The organism is Neobacillus sp. 19 (genome assembly GCF_049463095.1).
Classification (GTDB): domain Bacteria; phylum Bacillota; class Bacilli; order Bacillales; family Cytobacillaceae; genus Neobacillus.
The window spans coordinates 41,631-61,824 of the sequence record NZ_JBMPZU010000041.1 but is presented as its reverse complement, the minus strand read 5'-3'; the positions used below and the strand labels follow the sequence as shown (position 1 = coordinate 61,824).

Below are 20,194 nucleotides of genomic sequence, written 5' to 3'. Positions count from 1 at the left end.
TCTCATTAACAAGTTCGGCGACCCTCGCACGGGCCCCTATCTTTATAAAGTTCTCAACTATATCAATCATCGAGCGATCATAATCACAAAATGTGGTTGTACCTGCTTGAATCCCTTCAATAATATTTACCATCGAGCCCTTTTTACTATCATCTGTTGTCACATGCTTCATAAATGGCCAAAGTCCTTTTTGCATCCAATGAGGTATATCTTGGGCAATTCCACGAAGCAGGGCCAGACCGGTATGGATATGAGCATCGATTAATCCTGGCATGACCAACTTATCTTTTGCGTCAATTTCTCTTTCCGCCGTATAATTGCGGGTTATTTCAAATGTCGAGCCGACTGCCTCAATGGTATTTCCCTTAATTGCAATAGCACCGTCCTCTATTATACCGACCCCTTTCCCTTCCATTGTCATAACAAGTCCATTCTTAATAATTAAATTAACTTTCATTCCAGCAACCCCTCCCTTGAAGCTATTTCCAAATTTTGATTGTCAACTACCTAAATAAAAAATATTTTTCGTAGAATAACATTTTCACTCTTTTTAATTTTTAGAATTTTATGCTAATATATTTATAATACAAGGAGGTGGGTCAATGAGTCTAGTAAAAATACAAGGTGAACGATGGTTTCCATTAGAAAATTCCTTTCAATCAGAAATGCCGTCCCTCTGGGGAAATTGGTATTGTGACTCAGAAATAGGAAAATTACATGCTGTTCTTTTAAGAAGGCCTGGAAAAGAAATTGAAACTGTAACGCAAACAAATTTCTCTCAATTCCGTTGGAAAGCTCCTATGAATGTGGAAAAAGCAAGAGCTGAGCATGACAAGTTAGCTGATGTCTATCGATCTCATGGTGTGAATGTTCATTATGTCGAAGAAGTACACGCAGACCGTCCCAACTCTCTGTTTATGAGAGATCAAGTGTTTATGACACCAGAAGGGGCGATCGTTTGTCGTTTAGGTATTTCGGCACGCCGCGGTGAAGAACGATTTGCAGCCAAAGCTTTAGGGGAACTCGGTGTTCCAATTATCAAAACTATCAACGGAGAAGGTATTTTTGATGGTGCTTGTGGAATGTGGATCGACCGGGAAACGGTTCTAATTGGTACTGGTTCAAGGGCAAATAAGAGCGGTGCTGCACAAGTGGAAGCGGAATTGCGCAACCTTGGTGTCAAGTACATAGTCCCGTTTGAAATTCCATATGGACATGCCCACTTAGATGGCTTGATCAATATTGCAGACCGCAAAATTGCAGCACTTTTCCCTTGGCAGGTTCCTTATGATGTGGTCAAAGTTCTTCTGGAGAGAGATTTTACTATTATCGAAGCAACTAACACGGATGAAATTAAGACAAACGCTTGTGTCAACTTTGTCGCATTAGAGCCTGGTAAGGTTGTGATGCCTGCAAATTGCCCGGAAATGAGAGCAAAATTGGAGGATGCCGGAGTTACTGTAATTGAAGTGGATGTGACAGAAATTCTAAAAGGTTGGGGAGCCATTCATTGCATGACAGCCTTTTTGAATCGGGACCCAGTCTAAATTACTAAAAAACTAGGAGGGTGGAATTGAAGATGAAAAAATTATTAACTATTCTATTAGTTGCAATCATGATTATCATCACTGGCTGTACCCAATCAACCTCAGGCGGTGAAAAAGCACAGTCCACTATTGATAAAGTCGTAAAAGCGAAGAAACTAGTTGTCGGTACTGCCCCGGGATATTTCCCTTTTGAAATGAAAAACACAAAAGGTGAATTTATTGGTTATGACATTGATACGGCTAAAGCAATCGGCGATTCGTTAGGAGTGAAAGTGGAATTTAAACAATTCGGTTTTGATGGCTTAATCCCTGCCCTAAAAACAGGGGAAATCGATATGATTATTGCTGGAATGACCATCCGCGGTGACCGTGCATTATCTGTAAGTTTTGCTGATCCTTACTTCGCTACAGGCCAAGTGTTGATGCTTCCTAAAAAGGACACAGCAACAAAATCATGGGAGGATCTTGATAAGCCAGGTAAGAAAATTGCTGTTTCATTAGGTACAACCGGTGCCCTGTTAGCAAAACAGGTTTTCAAGAATGCGGAGGTTGCTGATTTTGAGGACTTCCCTGCTGCTTCTATGGCACTTGTTCAGGGACAAGCTGATGGCGTGATTTACGATGAACCAGGTATTCGTTCTTATGAGGGAATGAATCCAGGTAGCGTTCGCGGAGTTTATGACCTTATTTCTAAAGAAAACTTAGGAATTGCCGTACGTAAAAACGATTTGGAAACTGTTCAATGGTTAAATTCTTTTGTTGTCTTCCTATAAAAATAGTCCGAAAGAATTAGAGTCTTTTGCAAAATGGTTTGAAAACGTTGACTGGATGAATGAAGTAGAACAAAAGAAATAAGAAAACATCTGAGGAGGCCTGTTCAATGGTATATCAATTAGATTGGAGTGTTATTCCAAATAACATCGGGCTTTTCCTGGAGGGTGTGCGGCTAACGCTGGAAATTTCAGCGTTAGCTCTGCTTTTTAGTATCCCAATAGGAATAATTGTAGGTTTATTAAGAATTTCACGGAATAAAATAGTATCTTTTGTTGCCACCGCCTATGTGGAAATTATGAGGGGAATTCCACTGCTGGTGCTATTATTTTGGATATTCTTCGTATTGGGCCAATTTTTCCGTCTGGGGCCTTATTGGTCGGCAATTTTAGGTTTGGCTACTTTTTCTGGTGCCTTCGTTGCCGAAATCGTCCGGGCCGGTATTCAAGCTGTACCGAAAGGGCAAATGGAAGCTGCCCGTTCATCAGGTATGACATATACACAAGCTATGAGACTGATTATTCTGCCTCAAGCTTTCCGAAAAGTTTTGCCCCCTTTAGCATCACAATTTATTATTCTGATTAAAGACTCTTCACTAGTATCTGTTATATCAGTAGTAGATTTAACACTTATTGCTAAAAACCTAGTGGCTACCTCCTTCCTATCTCTTGAGGTATGGACATTTGTTGCCTTACTTTACTTTTTAATGACCTTTACATTATCGCAAATTATTCGCTTTTTCGAGAAAAAATATCAAGTTTCAGAATAATCCCCTCTCCCCTTCATGAGATGTAAAAGGAGTGACATGTATGATATCCATAAAAAATGTACAAAAGAGTTTTGGAAACCATAAAGTTCTTGAAGATATTAATCTTGAAGTTTCTCAATCACAAATTTTTGCCCTTATTGGGCCAAGCGGGGCAGGTAAAAGTACGCTCATTCGAACGTTAAATGCGTTAGAGCCGATAGATGAAGGAGATATTATCGTTGATGGTATTTCGATTCATGATAAAAAAACCAATATTAATGCAGCACGTACTGAAATTGGCTTTGTATTTCAATCGTTTAATCTCTACCCCTTCTTAACGGCTCTGGAGAACGTTACTATTGCCCCTATTAATGTTAAAAACATGAACAAAGCAGAAGCAGAAGAAAAGGGAAAAAGATTACTTTCCATGCTGGGGCTTGAATCAAAGTTCGACTCCTATCCTGCAAAACTATCTGGCGGACAGCAGCAAAGGGTAGCAATTGCCCGGGCGCTGGCCATGGATCCAAAAGTCATGTTATTTGATGAGCCAACATCTGCGCTTGATCCTGAAATGATAAATGAAGTATTGGACGCTATTCGGAGTCTAGCAAAAACGGGGATGACGATGATCGTTGTTACTCATGAAATGGGCTTTGCAAAAGAAATCTGCGACCAAATTGTCTTTATGGCAGATGGGAAAATCGTAGAGGTCGCACCGCCTGATAAGTTTTTCTCAAATCCATCATCGGAACGAGCAAAAGGCTTTCTTTCCAAGGTTCTTAATCATTAAATTTTTTTGGGAGGTACATAACATGGAGGTTAAAGTCCAAGGGGAACGTTGGTTTCCCGCTGAAACGAATTTTTCTGAGGAATTAAAGGATCTATGGGGAAATTGGTATTGTGATTCTGAGGTAGGTACACTTAGATCTGTCCTTTTACACCGGCCTGGAATAGAAATTGAAGGAATCAATAAGGAAAATTTTGCAGATGTCCGTTTTCGTGCACCTATGGATCCAGTTCGTGCGCGCAGACAGCAAGATGCTTTAGCAGACCTTTTCCGTTCGTTCGGAGTTGAGGTCCACTATGTAGAAGGCCAACGAACTGATCGGCCCAATGCCCTTTTTATGAGAGATTTAATGTTCATGACACCTGAAGGAGCAATCATTTGCCGCCCTGCTATTCCTGCTAGACGCGGCGAAGAAAAAGCGGTGGCAAGGACACTCTCATCTCTTGGTGTTCCAATTATTAAAACCATTAATGGTGATGGCTACTTCGAAGGCGCTTGTGCGATGTGGGTCAATCGAGAAACAGTGATTATTGGAACTGGCAGCCGGTCAAACGAGTCAGGTGCCCTTCAAGTAGAACGAGAGCTAAGAAATATTGGTGTCAAAAATATCATTAAAACGCAAATCCCTTATGGATCCATCCATTTAGACGGTTATATGAATATGATTGATGTAAATAAACTTGTCATTTTTCCTTGGCATACAACCTATGATTGCATGAAACAACTACTCGACCTTGGCATCGAATTAATAGAACTGCCATTTATTGATGAACTCAAACAGGGAATGAGTTTAAACTTTGTTGCCTTAGCGCCAGGAAAGATTGTCATGCCATCAGGTAACGAGAAATCAAAGAAATTATTTATGGAACATGGTATTGAAGTGATTGAGATTGAGATGGACGAAATCATTAATGGCTGGGGTGCCATCCATTGTATGACTGCTTTTTTAAATAGAGATCCAGTGTAAAAGGATTGAGCTTCGGCCCAATCCTTTTTTATAGTTATACCTTAACCTTCAACAATTCAGCTTCAAAATTAGTTAGCAGAGTGAACAGCAGCGTTTTAGTACCTTCTAAAAGGTGATCCTGGTTAATCCAGTCCTTTGGTTCTTGAATAAACTCCCCTGCTGGAATGTGGCTCCCTAGCTTCTGTTCGAAGACTGAAATGATCTCATTCGTGAATTCAGGATGAAACTGGAGCCCAATCACATGATCCTCATAGGAAAAAGCCTGGTTCTTACAGCCTCTGCTTGAAGCAAGCCTCAAAGCCTCAGGCGGCAAATCATATGTGTCTCCATGGAATTGAAACGCTGTAATGCTCTCTCCGATTCCGTCAAAAAGCGCCTGTGATTGAACATCCGCTTCCAGCCTAATTGGCCACCAGCCAATTTCTTGGTGTGTGTGTGGATAGACTCTTCCACCTAAAATTTCTGCTAATAACTGGGCACCTAAGCAAATACCCAACACCTTTTTCTTCTGCTCAATCGCTTCACGGATAAAATGCTTCTCGTCCACCAGCCATGGGAAATCCGCTTCCTCATAGGCTCCCATTCTTCCCCCTAAGATAATCAGCATGTCAAAGTCCTGCATAGATGGGACAACCTCATTGTTGTACATTCGGGTGCATGTTAAAGAATGGTTCCTTTCTTTTACCCATTCCTGAATATATCCTAAGGTAGCCAATTCGTCATTTTGAATATAATGAATTCTCATCATGTTAACTCCTTATACAATAAATAAATTTCATTTGACATTATTTAGGGGTTCCATTTTGTAAAAAAATCCTAATATCAATTGGATATTAGGATTAGTTATGACCTGTGAGGGGTTCGAACCCCCGACCTCAACCCTGTCAAGGTTGCGCTCTCCCAGCTGAGCTAACAGATCTCTTATTAAGCTACAAATCTAATTATAGTGAAAAAGCTAAAAATGTCAATAATGTTTTAATGTTTTTTCTCAAAAATTTCCCGACCACATAAACATACACTCCATTTCCACTTGAATAAAGAACTAACGTTCGGTTACAATAGGAGATAATGAAGGGAGTGAATTAAATGGATGGGCTTTTGATCCGTTCAATCGAAGAACATTTGCCGTTGGAGATGATTTACCTTGCGAATAACCAGGAATTATCGCAGCGCAAACTGATTGTAAAAGAAGTGAATGATGACTACATTCGTGCCTATTGTTTAAGTCGGAAACAAATGCGTACCTTTAAACGTGAAAACATTTTATCTATTATGCCTGACTCACAATCCAAACATCGCTATCTTCATTAATCCTTCTCCCGCCCTTATCCACTACCATTCATACTACTAAAAGCAATTCCTCAACAGTTATGTTAAAATGCACTTGTACTATTCGAATCAAGGGGGAATTGTCGTAATGGAATTTCCAAAAGGCACTATTAAAGAACTTATGTTTCAGAGTAAGGAACTTGGCGAGGAAATGCAGCTCCTTATTTATCTCCCAGCAAACTTCTCACCGCTTTATAAATACTCGCTGCTAATTGCGCAGGATGGCCGGGATTATTTTCAGCTTGGCCGGATTGGTCGATTGGCAGATGAGTTTCTTTTTGGACGGGAGATTGAAAATATTATCATTGTTGGGGTACCCTATAAAGATGTAGAGGACCGCCGGCGAAAGTACCATCCCGATGGCAGCCAAAACCAGCAATATATTCGGTTTTTAGCGCATGAATTAGTGCCTTTCCTCGATAGAGAGTTTCCAACATATCATATGGGCACCACAAGGGCTCTTATTGGTGATTCGCTTGGGGCTACTGTTTCATTAATGACTGCACTGCAATATCCACATACTTTTGGAAAGATACTACTGCAGTCTCCAATGGTAGACGAAAAGGTATTGAAGCTGGTCAATGACTTTTCCGAAGCACAGCATGTGGAAATTTATCATGTGATCGGCTCCCAAGAAACGGAAGTTCGAACCACGGATGGCAAAGTAAGTGATTTCCTAAGCCCGAATCGGGAACTCTCTAAATTAATCACCAAAAAGCCTTTTACATATTTTTATGAGGAGTTCAACGGAAATCATACCTGGACATATTGGCAGCCGGATTTAAGAAGGGCATTAAAAATGTTATTTTAGTCTTATAACTTTCGGCACAAGTTTTTATCTAGGTATGTAAGTTATTTTATATATTTTGAATTTTTGCTATAATGATAAGAAGCCTGTTTTTTATTTTATTTTTTTAAAATATAATTTTTTTAAAATGGAGGTTAACCTATGAAATTTGGAGTTGTTATTTTCCCGTCAAAAAAGCTTCAAGATTTAGTGAATTCTTATCGAAAGCGCTATGACCCGCATTATGCCCTTATTCCTCCACATCTAACGTTAAAGAATGCCTTTGAAGCTCCTGAAGAAGATGCAAAGGAGTTTGCTGATAAATTACGTCAAATCGCTAATAATACTAAGCCGTTCACATTAAAAACATCAAAAATCAGCTCATTTAAGCCTGTCAATAATGTGATTTATTTTAAAATAGATCCGACGGAAGAGCTTTTACATTTGCACAATGATATTAATCAAAAGTTTAACAGTCAAAGTGTTGATTATGCTTTTGTACCCCATATTACAATTGGCCAAAAGCTTTCTAACGATGAGCACTCAGACGTCTTTGGTGCACTGCGGATGACAAATGTAAATCACGAAGAAACAATCGACCGTTTCCATCTTCTTTATCAGTTGGAAAATGGTTCTTGGACCGTTTATGAAACATTTCGACTTGGAGAGGAATAGTTGACCGTGACCGTTAAAGTTGTTGAAAATCAAAAAGAACTTGATGATGCTTTTTCAGTAAGAAAGATTGTTTTCGTCGAAGAACAAAATGTTCCACTTGAAGAAGAAATCGATCAATATGAAGATGATGCCACCCATTTTGTAATGTATCATCAAGGATTACCCGTGGGTGCCGGCAGATTTAGAGTAATTGATGGATATGGGAAAGTTGAACGGATTTGTGTTATGAAAGAAGCACGAAAGACAGGTGCCGGAAAGGCGATTATGAAAGCAATTGAGAGCCATGCCCAAGAACAAGGATTACACAAATTAAAGCTAAACGCCCAGACTCAAGCCATTCCTTTTTATGCCGGCCTTGGCTATGAAGTGGTTTCAGAAGAATTTCTGGATGCAGGAATTCCCCATAAAACTATGATGAAAGAAAGATAAGCTAAATGTTTATTGGAAAGACGAGTGACTTTGCACTCGTCTTTTTTTATTCAGTGCTTATATTAATTACTGGTAATCTCACTTTTGCTCATGAATCTCCTTCCCCTGCCTACACGGTTTTGTTATGATAGAAGATGTCTTATTAGAAGAAATAGAGGTTTAAATATGAAAACAGCTATCTATCAAAATCAAAATATATCACTAAATCAACTAGCTCGCGGTCACTATCAAAAGATATTTCTTGCCGGAAAAAATGGTGAACTGCACTGTCCTGTTTGCAAGGAGAAGGTGCGCTTGTTTCTTGGCATTCAGGGGAACCCTCATTTTTATCACGCACTTTCACCTGAAAAACAATGTCCGGATCCCGTCACTCCAAGTACCACCAAAGAAGAAAATGAACAATACATTGAGCGCAACGGATTTAAGATTCCACAAGCCAGAACCATTACAGCAGCCTCCAAAGACTTAGAATTCTTCAAACCTGCTAAAAACATTGAATACACTGTCCCGTTTAATCAAAAAATCAGTCAACATCAACACGATGTTCCCCCCTATTTACAGCAGCTTGCTGAAAACGGAACGGTCCTTGATCAAAGTCAGGCTGCGGCAGTTACGGAAACGGAGGGCTCCCTTTTGGTCCTCGCTGGTGCAGGAAGCGGCAAAACAAGGGTATTAACAGCGCGAACCGCTTTTATGCTGGAAGTTAAGCAAATCGATCCACGCAATATCATGCTCGTTACCTTTACATCGAAAGCCGCTGCCGAAATGAAGAACAGGCTGCTCACCTACCCGAATATGAAAAGAGAAAAAATCAATCGGCTTGTCACCGGCACATTTCATAGCATTTTTTATCGCATTCTTATGTTTCACGATGGAGGGAATTGGTCTTCTGACAATTTGCTGAAAAAAGAATGGCAGCGGGATAAAATTTTGAAGGCAGCCGGTAAAGAACTTAACTTGTCAGAAAAAGAATTTGCCTATGATTTAGCACTGCAGCAAATTGGCTTTTGGAAAAACTCGCTTAGATTTCCAAATGAAGTGAAGCCCGAAAACGCGTGGGAAGAAAAAACTGCGGTCCTATATCAAAAATATGAGCAATACAAACAGCAACATGGACTGTTTGATTTTGATGACATGTTAATTGGTTGTTATCAGCTTTTGAGCACCTCTCCTGCCTTGCTGGAACAGTACCAGAATCGCTTTCATTACTTTTTAATCGATGAGTTCCAGGATATAAATAAGGTCCAGTACGAGCTCATTAAACTTCTTTCAGGAAGAAATAAAAACGTTTGTGCTGTTGGTGACGATGATCAGTCGATCTACTCGTTTAGGGGCAGTGACCCTAGTTATTTATTGGAATTTGAAAAGGATTTTCCCTACGCTAAACTGGTAACCCTTGACCAAAACTATCGTTCAACACATGAAATTGTGGCCGCTGCGAATCAAATGATTGCCGCAAATAAAATACGGCGGCCGAAGAAAATGAAGGCACAATTTGCGTCTGGAACGCTGCCGTTGTTATTTTTTCCCTATGATGAAGAGGAAGAAGCAACGATGATTGTCACCGATATCCAGGAACAGATTTCAAAAGGAGCAAACCCTAGTGATTTTGCGATTCTTTATCGGACAAATGCCAGTTCCCGTGCTGTGTTTGAACGCTTAGCCAGCTCCAACCTTCCGTTTAAAATCGACCAGGATGCGGAAAGCTTTTACGACCGTTATATTGTACGGAGCGCTTTAGCCTTTTTAAGGGTCAGTTTAAACGAAGATGATTTGCAGGCACTAACAGATATTCTTCCGTTATTATTTTTAAAACAAACGGTTCTAAAAGATATTAAAGCAGAGAGCATTCTAGAAGACTGCAGTTTCCTTGAGGCCCTTTCACACTTGAAAACATCCCATGCCTTTCAAGAGAAAAAATTGAAAAAGGCGGTAACGGTTATCCGTGGTCTAAAGCATTTGTCCCCTGCCGCGGCCATAGAAAAGGTTGAAAAAGACCTTGGGTTTCTTGATTTTCTTAAAAAACGGGGAAATGAGTCAAGTAAGCTTGAAAAAGGATCGGATGATCTAAAGGACCTTAAAGTGGCAGCAAAAAGCTTTGAGTCAATTGAGGCATTGCTGACCCATACCGCGCATATGTCGGCAATGAACAAGGAAATAAAAAATTTAAGCAAACATTTTACGGATGCCGTCAGCCTTAGCACAATCCATCGTGCGAAAGGGCTTGAATACGAAACAGTTTACATGATCGGTGCTGTGGATGGAAGCCTGCCTCACGATTTTGCCTTAGATGCTTATCGAAATGGCGACTTTACCGGTCTTGAGGAAGAGAGAAGATTATTTTATGTAGCGATGACTCGTGCCAGGGAGCAGCTGTTGATTTCTGTGCCGGGCAGCAGAAGAGGAAAAAAGGCAAACCGCTCAAGGTTCTTAGCTCCGATAAATAAAATGAAGAAGACCGATTCCTAATATTTTAGGAGCAGGTCTTCTTTCTTTACTTCTTATTCATCATATTCGCAATTGTATTGAAATCAAGCTGTTTGCCATCGTTAATAATGGATTTAACAATTTGATCTTCCATATCTTTACTTACTGGTTTATTGGCAATTTGAGACACTCTGCGAATCACATTACGGACTGTTTTTTCATCTTTAAAGTTAGCATGCTGCAAGGAGTTTGCTAAATCAAAGATATCTTTCATGTTGACGCCCGTTTTCTTTTCTATGTTTTTAAAGAACCCATTATCCATGTTCAAAACTCACACTCCTTCATAAACTACTTTATTGTATGAAGGATTAAGAATTTGGTGATTACAAGGAAAAGAAAGGGGCTGGCCACTTTTTGGGGCCACCCCTCCCATCGAAACAAGCTTAGTAAATCTTAATAGAAGCTTGCACCGACAATGATTAAAAGGATGAACAATACAACGATTAAAACGAAAGTAGAACCTCCGTAGAAACCGCCGCCGTAGCCGTAGCCGTAGCCGCCATATCCAAAGCACATAGACTGTCACCTCACTTTTGTAATCTCATTAATAACATATGAAATTACTTAATAATGTGTATAGGCATGACAGCCTTATCAAATAGTTAGAAGAAAAATGTGCTTTTCACCCTTTAGGTTTAAAAATTAGTGCCCCAATAAATCCAAAAATAATTGCCGCGGAGATTCCTGAGCTGGTCACTTGGAACATGCCTGTTAATACGCCAATAAGTCCATGTGCCTCCGCATCCTGCATTGCCCCGTGGACTAAGGAATTTCCAAAGCTTGTGATGGGTATCGTTGCTCCTGCCCCGGCAAAATCAACTAATGGTTCATACAGTCCGAACCCGTCTAATACAGATCCGATGCAAACGAGCAAGCTTAAGGTATGTCCAGGAGTTAGTTTCGCTACATCAAATAAAAGCTGCCCAATGACACAAAATAGCCCGCCAATCACAAATGCCCAAAAAAACATTGCAAGCATTGACTCACCCCCTATTCTTCATTCATCTCAATAGACACAGCATGTGCAATACATGGAATCGACTCATTTTGTTGAAAGCTGAGCGGGGATAATAACGCCCCCGTCGCTACTGCCAGTATTCGTCTATAGGTACCCTTTTTTAACTGATTTAGCAAGTGTCCATATATAACTGTAGCCGAACACCCCGCACCGCTTCCTCCGGACTGAACCGGCTGATCATCCTTGTACATAAGTAATCCGCAATCCTGAAATTGTTTTCTTTGCAAATTCAGGCCGCTCTTGTTAAGCAATTCAAATGCGGTATCATGACCGACTCTGCCTAGGTCTCCGGTCACAATTAAATCATAATGTGATGGATCTAATTGCAGATCACGAAAATGCGCAATAATTGTATCTGCCGCTGCGGGCGCCATTGCCCCGCCCATATTAAACGGATCAGTTAATCCCATATCAATGACCTTCCCGATGGTCGCCGAAGTTGTCACAGGGTGCTGACTTCCCGTCTGATTAGGCTCCACAAGGGCCACTCCAGCGCCGGTTATCGTCCACTGAGCTGTCGGCGGCTTCTGGCCGCCATATTCTGTCGGATAGCGGAACTGCTTTTCTACAGCTGCATTATGGCTTGAGGCACCTGTTACCACATATTTTGCCCCCTGATAATTAACCACAAAAGACGAAAGTGCTAACCCCTCCATTGATGTGGAGCAGGCACCAAAAAGGCCGAAATAGGGAATCTGCATCGTTCTGGCTGCAAAGCTCGTTGGCGTAATCTGATTGATTAAATCACCGGCAAATAAAAATTGCACTTGTTCTTTTTGAATATTTCCTTTCTCCAAGGCCAGTTTAATAGCCTCTTCAAGCAATAAACGATGTGCCTTCTCATATGACTCTTTTCCCATCCAAAGGTCTTCATATAATAAATCAAAATCATTCGCCAATTTTCCATTCGCTTCAAATGGTCCGCCCGTTACACCCGTGGCTGTAATCATTGGCCGATTTGTGAATACCCATGATTGATGCCCTTTTAACAATTACAAAACCCCCCAAATTACGAGCAGCGTTTTAATCAATGCAACAACGAACGCAGAGAATACTCCAAAGAGAATGACTGAGCCTGCGAGTTTAAACATATTCCCGCCCACACCGAGAACAAATCCTTCTGTCCGGTGTTCAATCGCTGCTGAAATAACAGCGTTTCCAAATCCGGTAACCGGTACGGCACTTCCTGCCCCTGCAAATTGCCCCAGCCGGTCATATACGCCAAAGCCTGTTAACAGCATAGAGAAAAAGACCATCGTTGCAACAGTAGGATTGCCGACACTCTGTTCGGTAAAATTAAAAAAATATATGTAAAAATAACTGACAGCTTGACCAATCACGCAAATGAGTCCGCCTACCCAAAATGCCTTAATACAATTCTTCAGTACAGGTCTTTTTAGTTCATGCTTTTGCTGAAGCGCTTGATAGTTCCGCTGCTGTGGGGTCATATTTTGTTGTTTTTCTTTGCTCGGCATACTTATTCTTCCTTTCTTACTTTAGATCTTCTGTCATTTTTACGATTTCCTTAAACCGCTTTTCGGCTTCCTTCCGAGTAAATTTTGCTGATTCCATGCGCTCATTCAGCCTGACGGTTTCAAGAAAAATCTTATAATCGCTTGAGACCGTAAATTTTTCTTTCGGATATTTCTCTTTTAGCATTGAACTTACATTCTTTTCGATCTTTTTCATTTTAAAACGGTGCAGATGCTTCACCTTATAAACGACAAGCGTATCCTTTTTCCCCTTTACAACGGCAACATCATAAAGTTCCGGCAAAGAACTGACCTCCTTTTTAATTTCTTCCACTCCGTCACTGTTCTTTGCTTTGTCAGTCATGACTGGATTAGGATTTGTCGTTTTCACCAATGCTAGTCGACTGTCTTTTTCCTTGTCGTTATGATTACAGGCTGCCAATAATAATAAACACAAAAGCATGAATAATCGGTATTTAGTCGCCATCTTATCCCTTTCCTTGCTCCATTTTTAAAGTTACTCTTATGAAGTAGTTTTTTCACATTAACAAAAATTATGACTAGGTTAGTTAATTTTTACTGTTAGGACCCTCACTAAAATGAAAAACTGCCAGATCCCCAGCAGTTTTTCATTTTACTTTGAAGTTTTTTTACCACACCCACAGCCTTTTCTCCGTTTTGTGTTTGCCGCTTGAACTGTTTGTTTTTTCTGCTGTCCTTGTTTTTTTGTATTCATCTTCTCTCTCCCTCGAATCAATAGATTTACTCCTAATTAGAATATGATGTTAACTAATGTCTTGTCTCAGCGAAAGAATTATTTTTCGATAAAATACTGTACAAAAAATTCAATAATTGAAGCAAAGCCTGCAACCGCTAAAATAAGTATGATAGGTGCAGCAATGGTAGGGGATAGATAGCCAGCTCCTACGATAAGGGCTGATGCCCAGATTCCCGTACACCAATAACAACTGAGAAGTTCACCTAGAAATTTCTTAACCCCTGATTTCTTCGGAAGGTAATAGACCTCTAGTTCGCCTTCCTCATTTTCCTCACTTACTTCATCAAAAAAAGGGGCGCGAATAAATTCGGTAATTTTATCAAAAACAAGTAATCTTGTCAGCCTAAAGCTTGCGAGTGACAAAATAATCAAGTTTAAAAAGGTTATTTTCATCTCAAGTGGTCCTTTCTTATACAATTTGCGCTTATATCCGCCTAATTTTTCCAAACAAGGCAATTGTCCGTAACCCAAATGCGCCTTGTTAAATATGTTAGTAATGTAAGATATATAACGGTATAAGGAGGAAAAATAAATGGGTTGTGGAAATAATCATGACGATTTTCGCAATGGTAACTGTGTATGCGAAGTAGTTCGTGCCATTAAAGATATCCAAGATAATGCTGTAGAAGAAGAATGCGCAGAGTGTTCCAGCTGTTTTACTGAACCACTAGGTGCTATGGTGTCACCGGCTAGGAGAGAACCGGTTGATACACGAGTATTTGTCTTAAGTACGGCAGACGGAACTCCGTTTCATGCATTCTTAACGCATGAAGGTAACGCCTGTGTATCCATCTACTTCCGTGTAGAAGAAGTATTTGACAATTGCTGTGCTACACTTCGTGTTTTAGTGCCTGGACACCGCGATAGCAGCGGACACTTTGCTCCGGTGAACCTTGTTTCAAGCAGCGACAAATGCTGTGTGGACCTCACAAAGGTTTGCCAGGTCGACAGATTCCGCGCCAGCAGAGATTGCATTACGGTTGACTTGAAATGCTTCTGTGCGGTTCAATGTATTGCAGACGTTAACCTAGGATTATGCAATTAAGATAAACTGCTAAAGAAAATGAGCCAGTCGTGAATCGGCTGGCTTTTTCAGATTGTCCAGTTCCAGCGCCCTAGCGGCTAGTGTCCTTCGCGTTCCGCTCTACGATAAGTCAACATCGAATCGCCTCCGGCTCTTCGTGTTTCCTTTATCTCAGTTGGAACGCTCCAGGCCATACGCCGCTGACCAGGGCGCTTCCGCTTTTCTTTTTTCTAGATATTCTTTATCCCGATCATGATGACATCCTTTATTTCCCCTAGCGGAATGGTTTTTGATGTCTGGTCGTGAAATTGGATTGTAACATGGTTTTGATCGTATTCCGTTAAATAACCTTGATAATTTTTTTCAGCGGTATAAAAGACACATGGGACAGGTGGAAGTACTTTTGGAAAGTTGATTAGGTAGTCTAATCGTTCCAATACATCCATTTCTTTAAAGGGTTTGACCCTTTTAAGACCTGTTCTTTTGTTTTGCGGATGATGGGCTGTTTGTGTATGTTCTGCTTTGACTACTTCAATTGGGATCGGTTCCTGGAAAAGCTCCTTTTTCGCAAGGGAAATTTTCTTTTGAGCGTTATTCTGAATTTCCTCCTCTTGAGGTTCCTGTTCGCTCCTGCTGGTATATATCTCCTGCATATTATTGTTTGTTGGCATCCTAGAAAAGGGCTGATGAACATATAAAAGCGGCCCCTTACTCTTCATTTTCGACATGAATCACACCTCACCTCCTAATCCCCTCATCCTACACAATATATGTATGCAAAATGCCTATTCCCGTTCACAAGGAATTTCCTCATATAAAAGAATACATAACAAAAGCCCGCTTTTTTACGCGGGCTAAGGTTTTTATTATAGAATGTGATACCCTGAATCAACGTGAATGTTTTCGCCTGTAATCCCACGCGAAAGGTCACTGAAAAGGAATAGAGCGGTGTCACCGACTTCTTCAGGTGTAGTTGTTTTCCGTAATGGTGCCTTTTCTTCAATTTCGTTTAAGATAGAATTGAATTCTCCGATTGCTTTAGCTGAAAGTGTACGGATGGGACCAGCAGAAATGGAATTAACACGAATCCCATCTTTACCGAGATCTGCTGCTAAATAACGGACGCTGGCATCAAGAGAAGCTTTTGCAACACCCATAACATTGTAGTTCGGAATCGCGCGCTCGCCGCCTAAATACGTTAATGTAACAATGCTGCCGCCCTCAGTCATTAAGCCTCGTGCTTCTTTGGCTACAGCTGTTAATGAAAAGGCGCTTATATTTTGTGCAAGGAGGAAACCATCCCTTGAAGTGTTGACAAATTCACCTTTTAATTCCTCTGTTTTGGCAAAGGCAATACAATGTGCAAGACCGTGAATCGTTCCGGCTGCCTCCTTTATTTTTGCGAAACAATCGGCAATTGCTTCATCATTTGTTACATCACATGGAAGTACAAGTGTCCCTTCCGCCTCTAACGAATCAGCTAGTTCACGAACACTGCTCTCAATTCTTTCACCGGCATATGTGAAAATTAATCTTGCCCCTGCATTATGCAATGATCGGGCAATTCCCCATGCAATACTTCGTTTATTAGCTACACCCATGACTACATATGTTTTACCTGCTAATGAAAAATTCATATTTAAAAGTCCTCCTACAATAATTACAAGATATTAGCACTTGGTACTAATATTACACTAATTTTCCACAAATGAAAAGCATGTGATTCTTTCCTAAAAATGATTTTTAACATGTTTCGCAAAATTCCAATTCCCTTTTCAATTCATCTACATATTCCTTTGAGCCTGTTACAATCAGGCGGTCATGCATCTGTAATTCAGTATCACCATGGGGAACAATCGAATCCTTCTCTCTAAAAATTCGTACAAAAATAATATCACCTGTAAACGGAAATCTTCTTAACGACATCCCTTCAAAATGCGGATTCAACATCACAATTTCAAAAAGCCCTTCCTCTTGGTCCGTTAGAATGTTAATCAATGTAGGTGATTCGATTAACGCCCGGAGCAATGTTTTTGAAGACTTAAAGGCAGAGTACACTTCAATATGCTGCTCTCTCAAGCTTTGTTCTAAATCTTGACTTTCAATCCGGGCGATTACCCTTGGAACGGTTTTCTCCTTTGCTGCAATCGCCAAGACTGCATTCACATTTTCATCCCCTGTTGAAATTACCACAATCTCAGACTGATATACATCTGTATGTGCAATGGTCTCAATGGAGTAATCAGGGATTTCGATAATATCAAAAAGCGAATTGGCAATCTGCTTTTCCGACTTTTCCATTTTTGTATGGTACAGAACTGGATCATATAGTCCGGACTTTAACTCCCGCGATACTGGCAGAGTAACCTGGTTTGCACCTAAGAAAGAAACACGGACCTTTTTGCTCGTAACCGCTTCTTTCGGAAACAACTTTTTAAAGACAATTGGTGTAATAATTGATGTAATTACCGCTACTAAAATTAGTGTCCCCTTCATCTGCTCCGTAATAACCCCAATTCTCTCCCCTATTGTAGCGGCAGCAATAACCAGTGAAAGGGTCGATGTAAGTAGAAAACCGGAGGAAATTACCGTTTTTAGATCATACCAAATTTTTAACAGGTAGACTGGCAAAAGTTTAGATAGCAAGAGACCAACTAGTAAAAGCGGGATTAAAAGCAAAAGCTTCTTTTCACTGAAAAGAGACCACACATCGAGATTCACACCTACCATCACGAAGAAAATTGGGATTAAAAAGCCGTATCCAAAGGAATCTAGCTTATGGACAAGCTCCTGGTTTGGTGATAATAACGATACAAGAACTCCGGCTAGAAATGCTCCAAGGATATTTTCAGCACCGACAGTTTCGGATAAACCTACTAGGACAATAATAAGTGTAAATACCGCTCTTGTTCCAATTTGTACTGTCCCAGTTGACAAAGTCTCAATGAAGTTCCGATTTTTAAATCTTTTTCCGACAAAATAAAGGACAATACCAGCAGCGAATAAAATCAACAGCAGCCAGGTATTTCCGTGACCCGCTTCATACAGCGAGACAAAAATGGCAAGCAAAATCATCGTGACTAAATCAGCTATGACAGCAACCAGCAAAATAATTTGTCCGATTACTGTTTTCATTAGGTGGGCCTCTTTTAAAGTAGGCACAACTACCCCGAGCGAAATGGTCGAAATGATAAGTGTCATTAAGAAGGCATTATCGATAAATCCGGCAATGACAAACAAATAGGATAACCCAAGAGAAAAAACAAAGATTCCGGCAAAGATAATGGTGGCGACAGCAAACGTATTTGGCTCTTTTTTACCGTTCGGAAGAATTTCCCGCTTTTTACTGCCTGTAAAGGCCGTAAAATCAATTTCAAGCCCGCTTAAAAACATCAGGAAGATGAAGCCAAGGGATGAAAGTGTAGAAAGCCATGCGTCCTGATGAACGATATCAAAACCGCTTTTCCCAATAATCAGCCCCATAATAATTTCAGCAACGACTACCGGGATAAAATTCAATTTAAACCTATGTAGAATAATGGGAGTTATAAATGCCATGGTGACAACCACAAGCAAAGAAATGACTGAGACGTGCTGCTCCATAATTACTTCACCTCTTAAATCTAAAGATTCCTTTTAATAAAGTTTCCTCTTTTAACAAAAAATAATTGAAGGATCAGGGGGTGTAACCAATGAAAATTGATATTATCGGTGATATTCACGGGTGTTTAAACGAGTTTAAGGAGTTAACCTTAAAGCTTGGCTACAGATGGGATAATGGTTTACCAGTGCATCATGAGAACAGGTTACTTGGTTTCGTTGGTGATTTAACGGACAGAGGGCCCGAATCTCTAAAAATGGCTGAGATTGTTTGGCAGCTAGTCGTCAAGCTAAAACAAGCTTATTATACTCCTGGAAACCACTGCAATAAGTTATACCGTTTCTTTCTAGGGAACAAAGTTCAGATTGCACATGGACTTGAAACAACTGTAGCAGAATATGAATCATTATATAAAAAAGACCAGCAATCCATTCGTAAAAAATTTATTGAGCTTTATGAAAAGGCCCCACTTTATTTAGTATTAGATAATCAAAAGCTCATTATTGCACATGCTGGAATAAAAGAAGAGTTTATCGGACAGACACATGCAAAGGTTAAAGAATTTGTTCTTTACGGAGATATTACGGGTAAAAAGAATCCTGACGGCACACCGGTTAGACGGGATTGGGCGAAAACGTATCATGGCGATTCCCGTATTGTTTACGGACATACACCGGTAAAAGAGCCGCGAATCCTTAACAATACGTATAATATTGATACAGGTGCCGTATTTGGCGGCAAGCTTACCGCATTAAGATACCCTGAAATGGAATTGATTTCTGTACCTTCTTCTATGCTTTATGTTGAAGAAAAATTTAAAGAATTTGATTGATTAATTAAAAATGACGAGGCTGATCTCAGGTCAAAGCAGATCAGCCTCTAATATGACACTCATATCCTGTGGAAGCGATGCTGAAAACATCATCTCTTCTCCGGAGAATGGGTGCTTAAATTTGATTTGTTTGCAATGAAGCGCCTGCCGATTGAGTAACGTTACATCTCCTCCATACAAATCATCACCGAGCAAGGGATGGCCAATATAGGACATATGAACCCTAATTTGATGCGTCCTACCTGTTTCAAGTTGTAACTCAATATGTGAAAACGCATTATGTCTCTTTAGTACCCGATAATGCGTACAGGCATATTGACCGTCGTTACGTACTTCTCTTTCGATTATACTGTCCTCTTTACGGCCAATCGGTTCCTTAATACTACCACTATCTTGCGCAAGTAAACCAGCGGCAAAAGCCTCATACGTCCTTTTAACCTGTCCGTTCTGCTGCATTTTGCTAAACAAGTGATGAACATGACGATGCTTAGCAATTAAAACAATCCCCGATGTATCACGGTCAAGCCTTGTGACGATATGAGATGTTGCTTTAAGGTTAATCCGTTGATAGTAGCCGACAAGGGCATTGGCTAGACTGCCCTTAGGGTGTTCCCTAGAGGGAATCGTATTCATACCAGCTGGTTTGCAGACAACAAGAAGATAATCATCTTCAAACAAAACACTTAACGGCAGATCCTCGCCTTGAACTCCTTCGCTGGGATGCTCAGCGGGAAATACAACCGTCAGGACATCGCCCGTTAAAAGTTTGTATCGGACATTCATTTCTTCACTATTTACCCGTATCCCTCCGCCTTTAAACTTAATATCAGTTAAAGCCGTACGTGAAATCTCTTCCTTTTTTAAAAATTCCTTTATTAACATGCCGCTATTCTGTTCATCGATTATCCATTTCAATTGAAAACGAGATGTCATAATATTGCT

At 40.3% G+C, this 20,194-nt stretch carries 25 protein-coding genes and 1 tRNA gene; 12 read left to right on the top strand and 14 right to left on the bottom strand.

Annotation, left to right across the window (positions count from 1 at the left end):
- Positions 1–457: amidohydrolase family protein (locus tag ACO1D1_RS13575; protein WP_423336211.1), on the bottom strand; the 457-nt coding region annotated here is incomplete at its 3' end.
- A 145-nt stretch (positions 458–602) separates the two neighbouring features.
- Between ACO1D1_RS13575 and ACO1D1_RS13570 the strand changes: the two genes are divergently transcribed.
- From ACO1D1_RS13570 to ACO1D1_RS13550, 5 genes are all read left to right on the top strand, one after another.
- Positions 603–1,547, top strand: a complete 945-nt coding sequence (locus ACO1D1_RS13570) for a dimethylarginine dimethylaminohydrolase family protein (RefSeq protein ID WP_423336210.1) — start codon at positions 603–605, stop codon at positions 1,545–1,547.
- A 32-nt stretch (positions 1,548–1,579) separates the two neighbouring features.
- A complete protein-coding gene (locus ACO1D1_RS13565) occupies positions 1,580–2,320 on the top strand; it encodes a transporter substrate-binding domain-containing protein (RefSeq protein WP_423336209.1) in 741 nt (246 codons plus the stop codon).
- Between the two features lie 107 nt (positions 2,321–2,427).
- The gene (locus ACO1D1_RS13560) at positions 2,428–3,087 is read left to right on the top strand and encodes an amino acid ABC transporter permease (protein WP_149869341.1); all 660 of its coding nucleotides are present in this window, start codon (positions 2,428–2,430) and stop codon (positions 3,085–3,087) included.
- Positions 3,088–3,127: 40 nt separating this feature from the next.
- Entirely contained in the window at positions 3,128–3,856 is a 729-nt protein-coding gene (locus tag ACO1D1_RS13555) for an amino acid ABC transporter ATP-binding protein (protein WP_423336208.1), read from the top strand.
- A gap of 22 nt (positions 3,857–3,878) precedes the next feature.
- The gene (locus ACO1D1_RS13550; protein WP_149869339.1) at positions 3,879–4,820 is read left to right on the top strand and encodes a dimethylarginine dimethylaminohydrolase family protein; all 942 of its coding nucleotides are present in this window, start codon (positions 3,879–3,881) and stop codon (positions 4,818–4,820) included.
- Between the two features lie 34 nt (positions 4,821–4,854).
- Here ACO1D1_RS13550 and ACO1D1_RS13545 read toward each other — a convergent pair whose 3' ends face one another.
- Positions 4,855–5,568, bottom strand: a complete 714-nt coding sequence (locus ACO1D1_RS13545) for a type 1 glutamine amidotransferase (protein WP_423336207.1) — start codon at positions 5,566–5,568, stop codon at positions 4,855–4,857.
- A 98-nt stretch (positions 5,569–5,666) separates the two neighbouring features.
- Positions 5,667–5,739: transfer RNA gene (locus ACO1D1_RS13540), tRNA-Val, on the bottom strand.
- Between the two features lie 167 nt (positions 5,740–5,906).
- On the opposite strand from ACO1D1_RS13540, the gene ACO1D1_RS13535 reads away from it, so the two are divergent.
- From ACO1D1_RS13535 to ACO1D1_RS13515, 5 genes are all read left to right on the top strand, one after another.
- The gene (locus tag ACO1D1_RS13535; protein WP_423336206.1) at positions 5,907–6,131 is read left to right on the top strand and encodes a hypothetical protein; all 225 of its coding nucleotides are present in this window, start codon (positions 5,907–5,909) and stop codon (positions 6,129–6,131) included.
- A gap of 106 nt (positions 6,132–6,237) precedes the next feature.
- Positions 6,238–6,960 (top strand): alpha/beta hydrolase, encoded by a 723-nt coding sequence (locus ACO1D1_RS13530; protein WP_423336205.1) that lies wholly within the window; start codon positions 6,238–6,240, stop codon positions 6,958–6,960.
- 138 nt (positions 6,961–7,098) lie between these two features.
- A complete protein-coding gene (locus ACO1D1_RS13525; protein WP_149869335.1) occupies positions 7,099–7,611 on the top strand; it encodes a YjcG family protein in 513 nt (170 codons plus the stop codon).
- Positions 7,612–7,617: 6 nt separating this feature from the next.
- Entirely contained in the window at positions 7,618–8,040 is a 423-nt protein-coding gene (locus ACO1D1_RS13520; RefSeq protein WP_149872636.1) for a GNAT family N-acetyltransferase, read from the top strand.
- A gap of 165 nt (positions 8,041–8,205) precedes the next feature.
- Entirely contained in the window at positions 8,206–10,509 is a 2,304-nt protein-coding gene (locus ACO1D1_RS13515) for a UvrD-helicase domain-containing protein (RefSeq protein ID WP_149869334.1), read from the top strand.
- 25 nt (positions 10,510–10,534) lie between these two features.
- Here the strand turns inward: ACO1D1_RS13515 and ACO1D1_RS13510 are convergent, their stop codons facing one another.
- The 7 genes from ACO1D1_RS13510 to ACO1D1_RS13480 form a co-directional block, all read right to left on the bottom strand.
- Positions 10,535–10,789, bottom strand: a complete 255-nt coding sequence (locus tag ACO1D1_RS13510; protein ID WP_149872635.1) for a stage VI sporulation protein F — start codon at positions 10,787–10,789, stop codon at positions 10,535–10,537.
- Between the two features lie 131 nt (positions 10,790–10,920).
- A complete protein-coding gene (locus ACO1D1_RS13505; protein ID WP_149869333.1) occupies positions 10,921–11,043 on the bottom strand; it encodes a YjcZ family sporulation protein in 123 nt (40 codons plus the stop codon).
- A gap of 106 nt (positions 11,044–11,149) precedes the next feature.
- Positions 11,150–11,506 (bottom strand): stage V sporulation protein AE, encoded by a 357-nt coding sequence (gene spoVAE / locus ACO1D1_RS13500; RefSeq protein WP_149869332.1) that lies wholly within the window; start codon positions 11,504–11,506, stop codon positions 11,150–11,152.
- Positions 11,507–11,517: 11 nt separating this feature from the next.
- The gene (spoVAD, locus tag ACO1D1_RS13495) at positions 11,518–12,537 is read right to left on the bottom strand and encodes a stage V sporulation protein AD (RefSeq protein ID WP_149869331.1); all 1,020 of its coding nucleotides are present in this window, start codon (positions 12,535–12,537) and stop codon (positions 11,518–11,520) included.
- Positions 12,538–13,020 (bottom strand): stage V sporulation protein AC, encoded by a 483-nt coding sequence (spoVAC, locus tag ACO1D1_RS13490; protein ID WP_149869330.1) that lies wholly within the window; start codon positions 13,018–13,020, stop codon positions 12,538–12,540.
- 16 nt (positions 13,021–13,036) lie between these two features.
- A complete protein-coding gene (locus ACO1D1_RS13485; protein ID WP_149869329.1) occupies positions 13,037–13,504 on the bottom strand; it encodes a YhcN/YlaJ family sporulation lipoprotein in 468 nt (155 codons plus the stop codon).
- A gap of 327 nt (positions 13,505–13,831) precedes the next feature.
- Entirely contained in the window at positions 13,832–14,188 is a 357-nt protein-coding gene (locus tag ACO1D1_RS13480) for a DUF1360 domain-containing protein (protein ID WP_423336212.1), read from the bottom strand.
- Between the two features lie 139 nt (positions 14,189–14,327).
- Between ACO1D1_RS13480 and ACO1D1_RS13475 the strand changes: the two genes are divergently transcribed.
- Complete coding sequence (locus ACO1D1_RS13475; protein WP_149869328.1) at positions 14,328–14,840, top strand: CotY/CotZ family spore coat protein; 513 nt, start codon at positions 14,328–14,330, stop codon at positions 14,838–14,840.
- A gap of 209 nt (positions 14,841–15,049) precedes the next feature.
- Here ACO1D1_RS13475 and ACO1D1_RS13470 read toward each other — a convergent pair whose 3' ends face one another.
- The 3 genes from ACO1D1_RS13470 to ACO1D1_RS13460 form a co-directional block, all read right to left on the bottom strand.
- A complete protein-coding gene (locus ACO1D1_RS13470; protein ID WP_149869327.1) occupies positions 15,050–15,547 on the bottom strand; it encodes a CotO family spore coat protein in 498 nt (165 codons plus the stop codon).
- 138 nt (positions 15,548–15,685) lie between these two features.
- Positions 15,686–16,456 carry an enoyl-ACP reductase FabI gene (gene fabI, locus ACO1D1_RS13465; RefSeq protein ID WP_423336204.1) on the bottom strand — a complete coding sequence of 257 codons (771 nt, stop codon included), beginning with the start codon at positions 16,454–16,456 and terminating at the stop codon, positions 15,686–15,688.
- 106 nt (positions 16,457–16,562) lie between these two features.
- Positions 16,563–18,422, bottom strand: coding sequence for a monovalent cation:proton antiporter family protein (locus tag ACO1D1_RS13460; RefSeq protein ID WP_423336203.1), 1,860 nt, complete (start codon positions 18,420–18,422; stop codon positions 16,563–16,565).
- Between the two features lie 89 nt (positions 18,423–18,511).
- Between ACO1D1_RS13460 and prpE the strand changes: the two genes are divergently transcribed.
- Positions 18,512–19,252, top strand: coding sequence for a bis(5'-nucleosyl)-tetraphosphatase PrpE (prpE, locus tag ACO1D1_RS13455; protein ID WP_149869324.1), 741 nt, complete (start codon positions 18,512–18,514; stop codon positions 19,250–19,252).
- A gap of 30 nt (positions 19,253–19,282) precedes the next feature.
- On the opposite strand, the gene ACO1D1_RS13450 is transcribed toward prpE, so the two are convergent.
- The gene (locus ACO1D1_RS13450; RefSeq protein WP_423336202.1) at positions 19,283–20,185 is read right to left on the bottom strand and encodes an RluA family pseudouridine synthase; all 903 of its coding nucleotides are present in this window, start codon (positions 20,183–20,185) and stop codon (positions 19,283–19,285) included.
- Between the last annotated feature and the right edge of the window lie 9 nt (positions 20,186–20,194).

Coding starts and splice junctions, on each gene's coding strand:
- ACO1D1_RS13570 (WP_423336210.1), top strand. CDS start 603: ATGAGTCTAGTAAAAATACAAGGTGAACGATGGTTTCCATTAGAAAAT.
- ACO1D1_RS13565 (WP_423336209.1), top strand. CDS start 1,580: ATGAAAAAATTATTAACTATTCTATTAGTTGCAATCATGATTATCATC.
- ACO1D1_RS13560 (WP_149869341.1), top strand. CDS start 2,428: ATGGTATATCAATTAGATTGGAGTGTTATTCCAAATAACATCGGGCTT.
- ACO1D1_RS13555 (WP_423336208.1), top strand. CDS start 3,128: ATGATATCCATAAAAAATGTACAAAAGAGTTTTGGAAACCATAAAGTT.
- ACO1D1_RS13550 (WP_149869339.1), top strand. CDS start 3,879: ATGGAGGTTAAAGTCCAAGGGGAACGTTGGTTTCCCGCTGAAACGAAT.
- ACO1D1_RS13545 (WP_423336207.1), bottom strand. CDS start 5,568: ATGATGAGAATTCATTATATTCAAAATGACGAATTGGCTACCTTAGGA.
- ACO1D1_RS13535 (WP_423336206.1), top strand. CDS start 5,907: ATGGATGGGCTTTTGATCCGTTCAATCGAAGAACATTTGCCGTTGGAG.
- ACO1D1_RS13530 (WP_423336205.1), top strand. CDS start 6,238: ATGGAATTTCCAAAAGGCACTATTAAAGAACTTATGTTTCAGAGTAAG.
- ACO1D1_RS13525 (WP_149869335.1), top strand. CDS start 7,099: ATGAAATTTGGAGTTGTTATTTTCCCGTCAAAAAAGCTTCAAGATTTA.
- ACO1D1_RS13515 (WP_149869334.1), top strand. CDS start 8,206: ATGAAAACAGCTATCTATCAAAATCAAAATATATCACTAAATCAACTA.
- ACO1D1_RS13510 (WP_149872635.1), bottom strand. CDS start 10,789: ATGGATAATGGGTTCTTTAAAAACATAGAAAAGAAAACGGGCGTCAAC.
- ACO1D1_RS13505 (WP_149869333.1), bottom strand. CDS start 11,043: ATGTGCTTTGGATATGGCGGCTACGGCTACGGCTACGGCGGCGGTTTC.
- spoVAE (WP_149869332.1), bottom strand. CDS start 11,506: ATGCTTGCAATGTTTTTTTGGGCATTTGTGATTGGCGGGCTATTTTGT.
- spoVAC (WP_149869330.1), bottom strand. CDS start 13,020: ATGCCGAGCAAAGAAAAACAACAAAATATGACCCCACAGCAGCGGAAC.
- ACO1D1_RS13485 (WP_149869329.1), bottom strand. CDS start 13,504: ATGGCGACTAAATACCGATTATTCATGCTTTTGTGTTTATTATTATTG.
- ACO1D1_RS13480 (WP_423336212.1), bottom strand. CDS start 14,188: ATGAAAATAACCTTTTTAAACTTGATTATTTTGTCACTCGCAAGCTTT.
- ACO1D1_RS13475 (WP_149869328.1), top strand. CDS start 14,328: ATGGGTTGTGGAAATAATCATGACGATTTTCGCAATGGTAACTGTGTA.
- ACO1D1_RS13470 (WP_149869327.1), bottom strand. CDS start 15,547: ATGTCGAAAATGAAGAGTAAGGGGCCGCTTTTATATGTTCATCAGCCC.
- fabI (WP_423336204.1), bottom strand. CDS start 16,456: ATGAATTTTTCATTAGCAGGTAAAACATATGTAGTCATGGGTGTAGCT.
- ACO1D1_RS13460 (WP_423336203.1), bottom strand. CDS start 18,422: ATGGAGCAGCACGTCTCAGTCATTTCTTTGCTTGTGGTTGTCACCATG.
- prpE (WP_149869324.1), top strand. CDS start 18,512: ATGAAAATTGATATTATCGGTGATATTCACGGGTGTTTAAACGAGTTT.
- ACO1D1_RS13450 (WP_423336202.1), bottom strand. CDS start 20,185: ATGACATCTCGTTTTCAATTGAAATGGATAATCGATGAACAGAATAGC.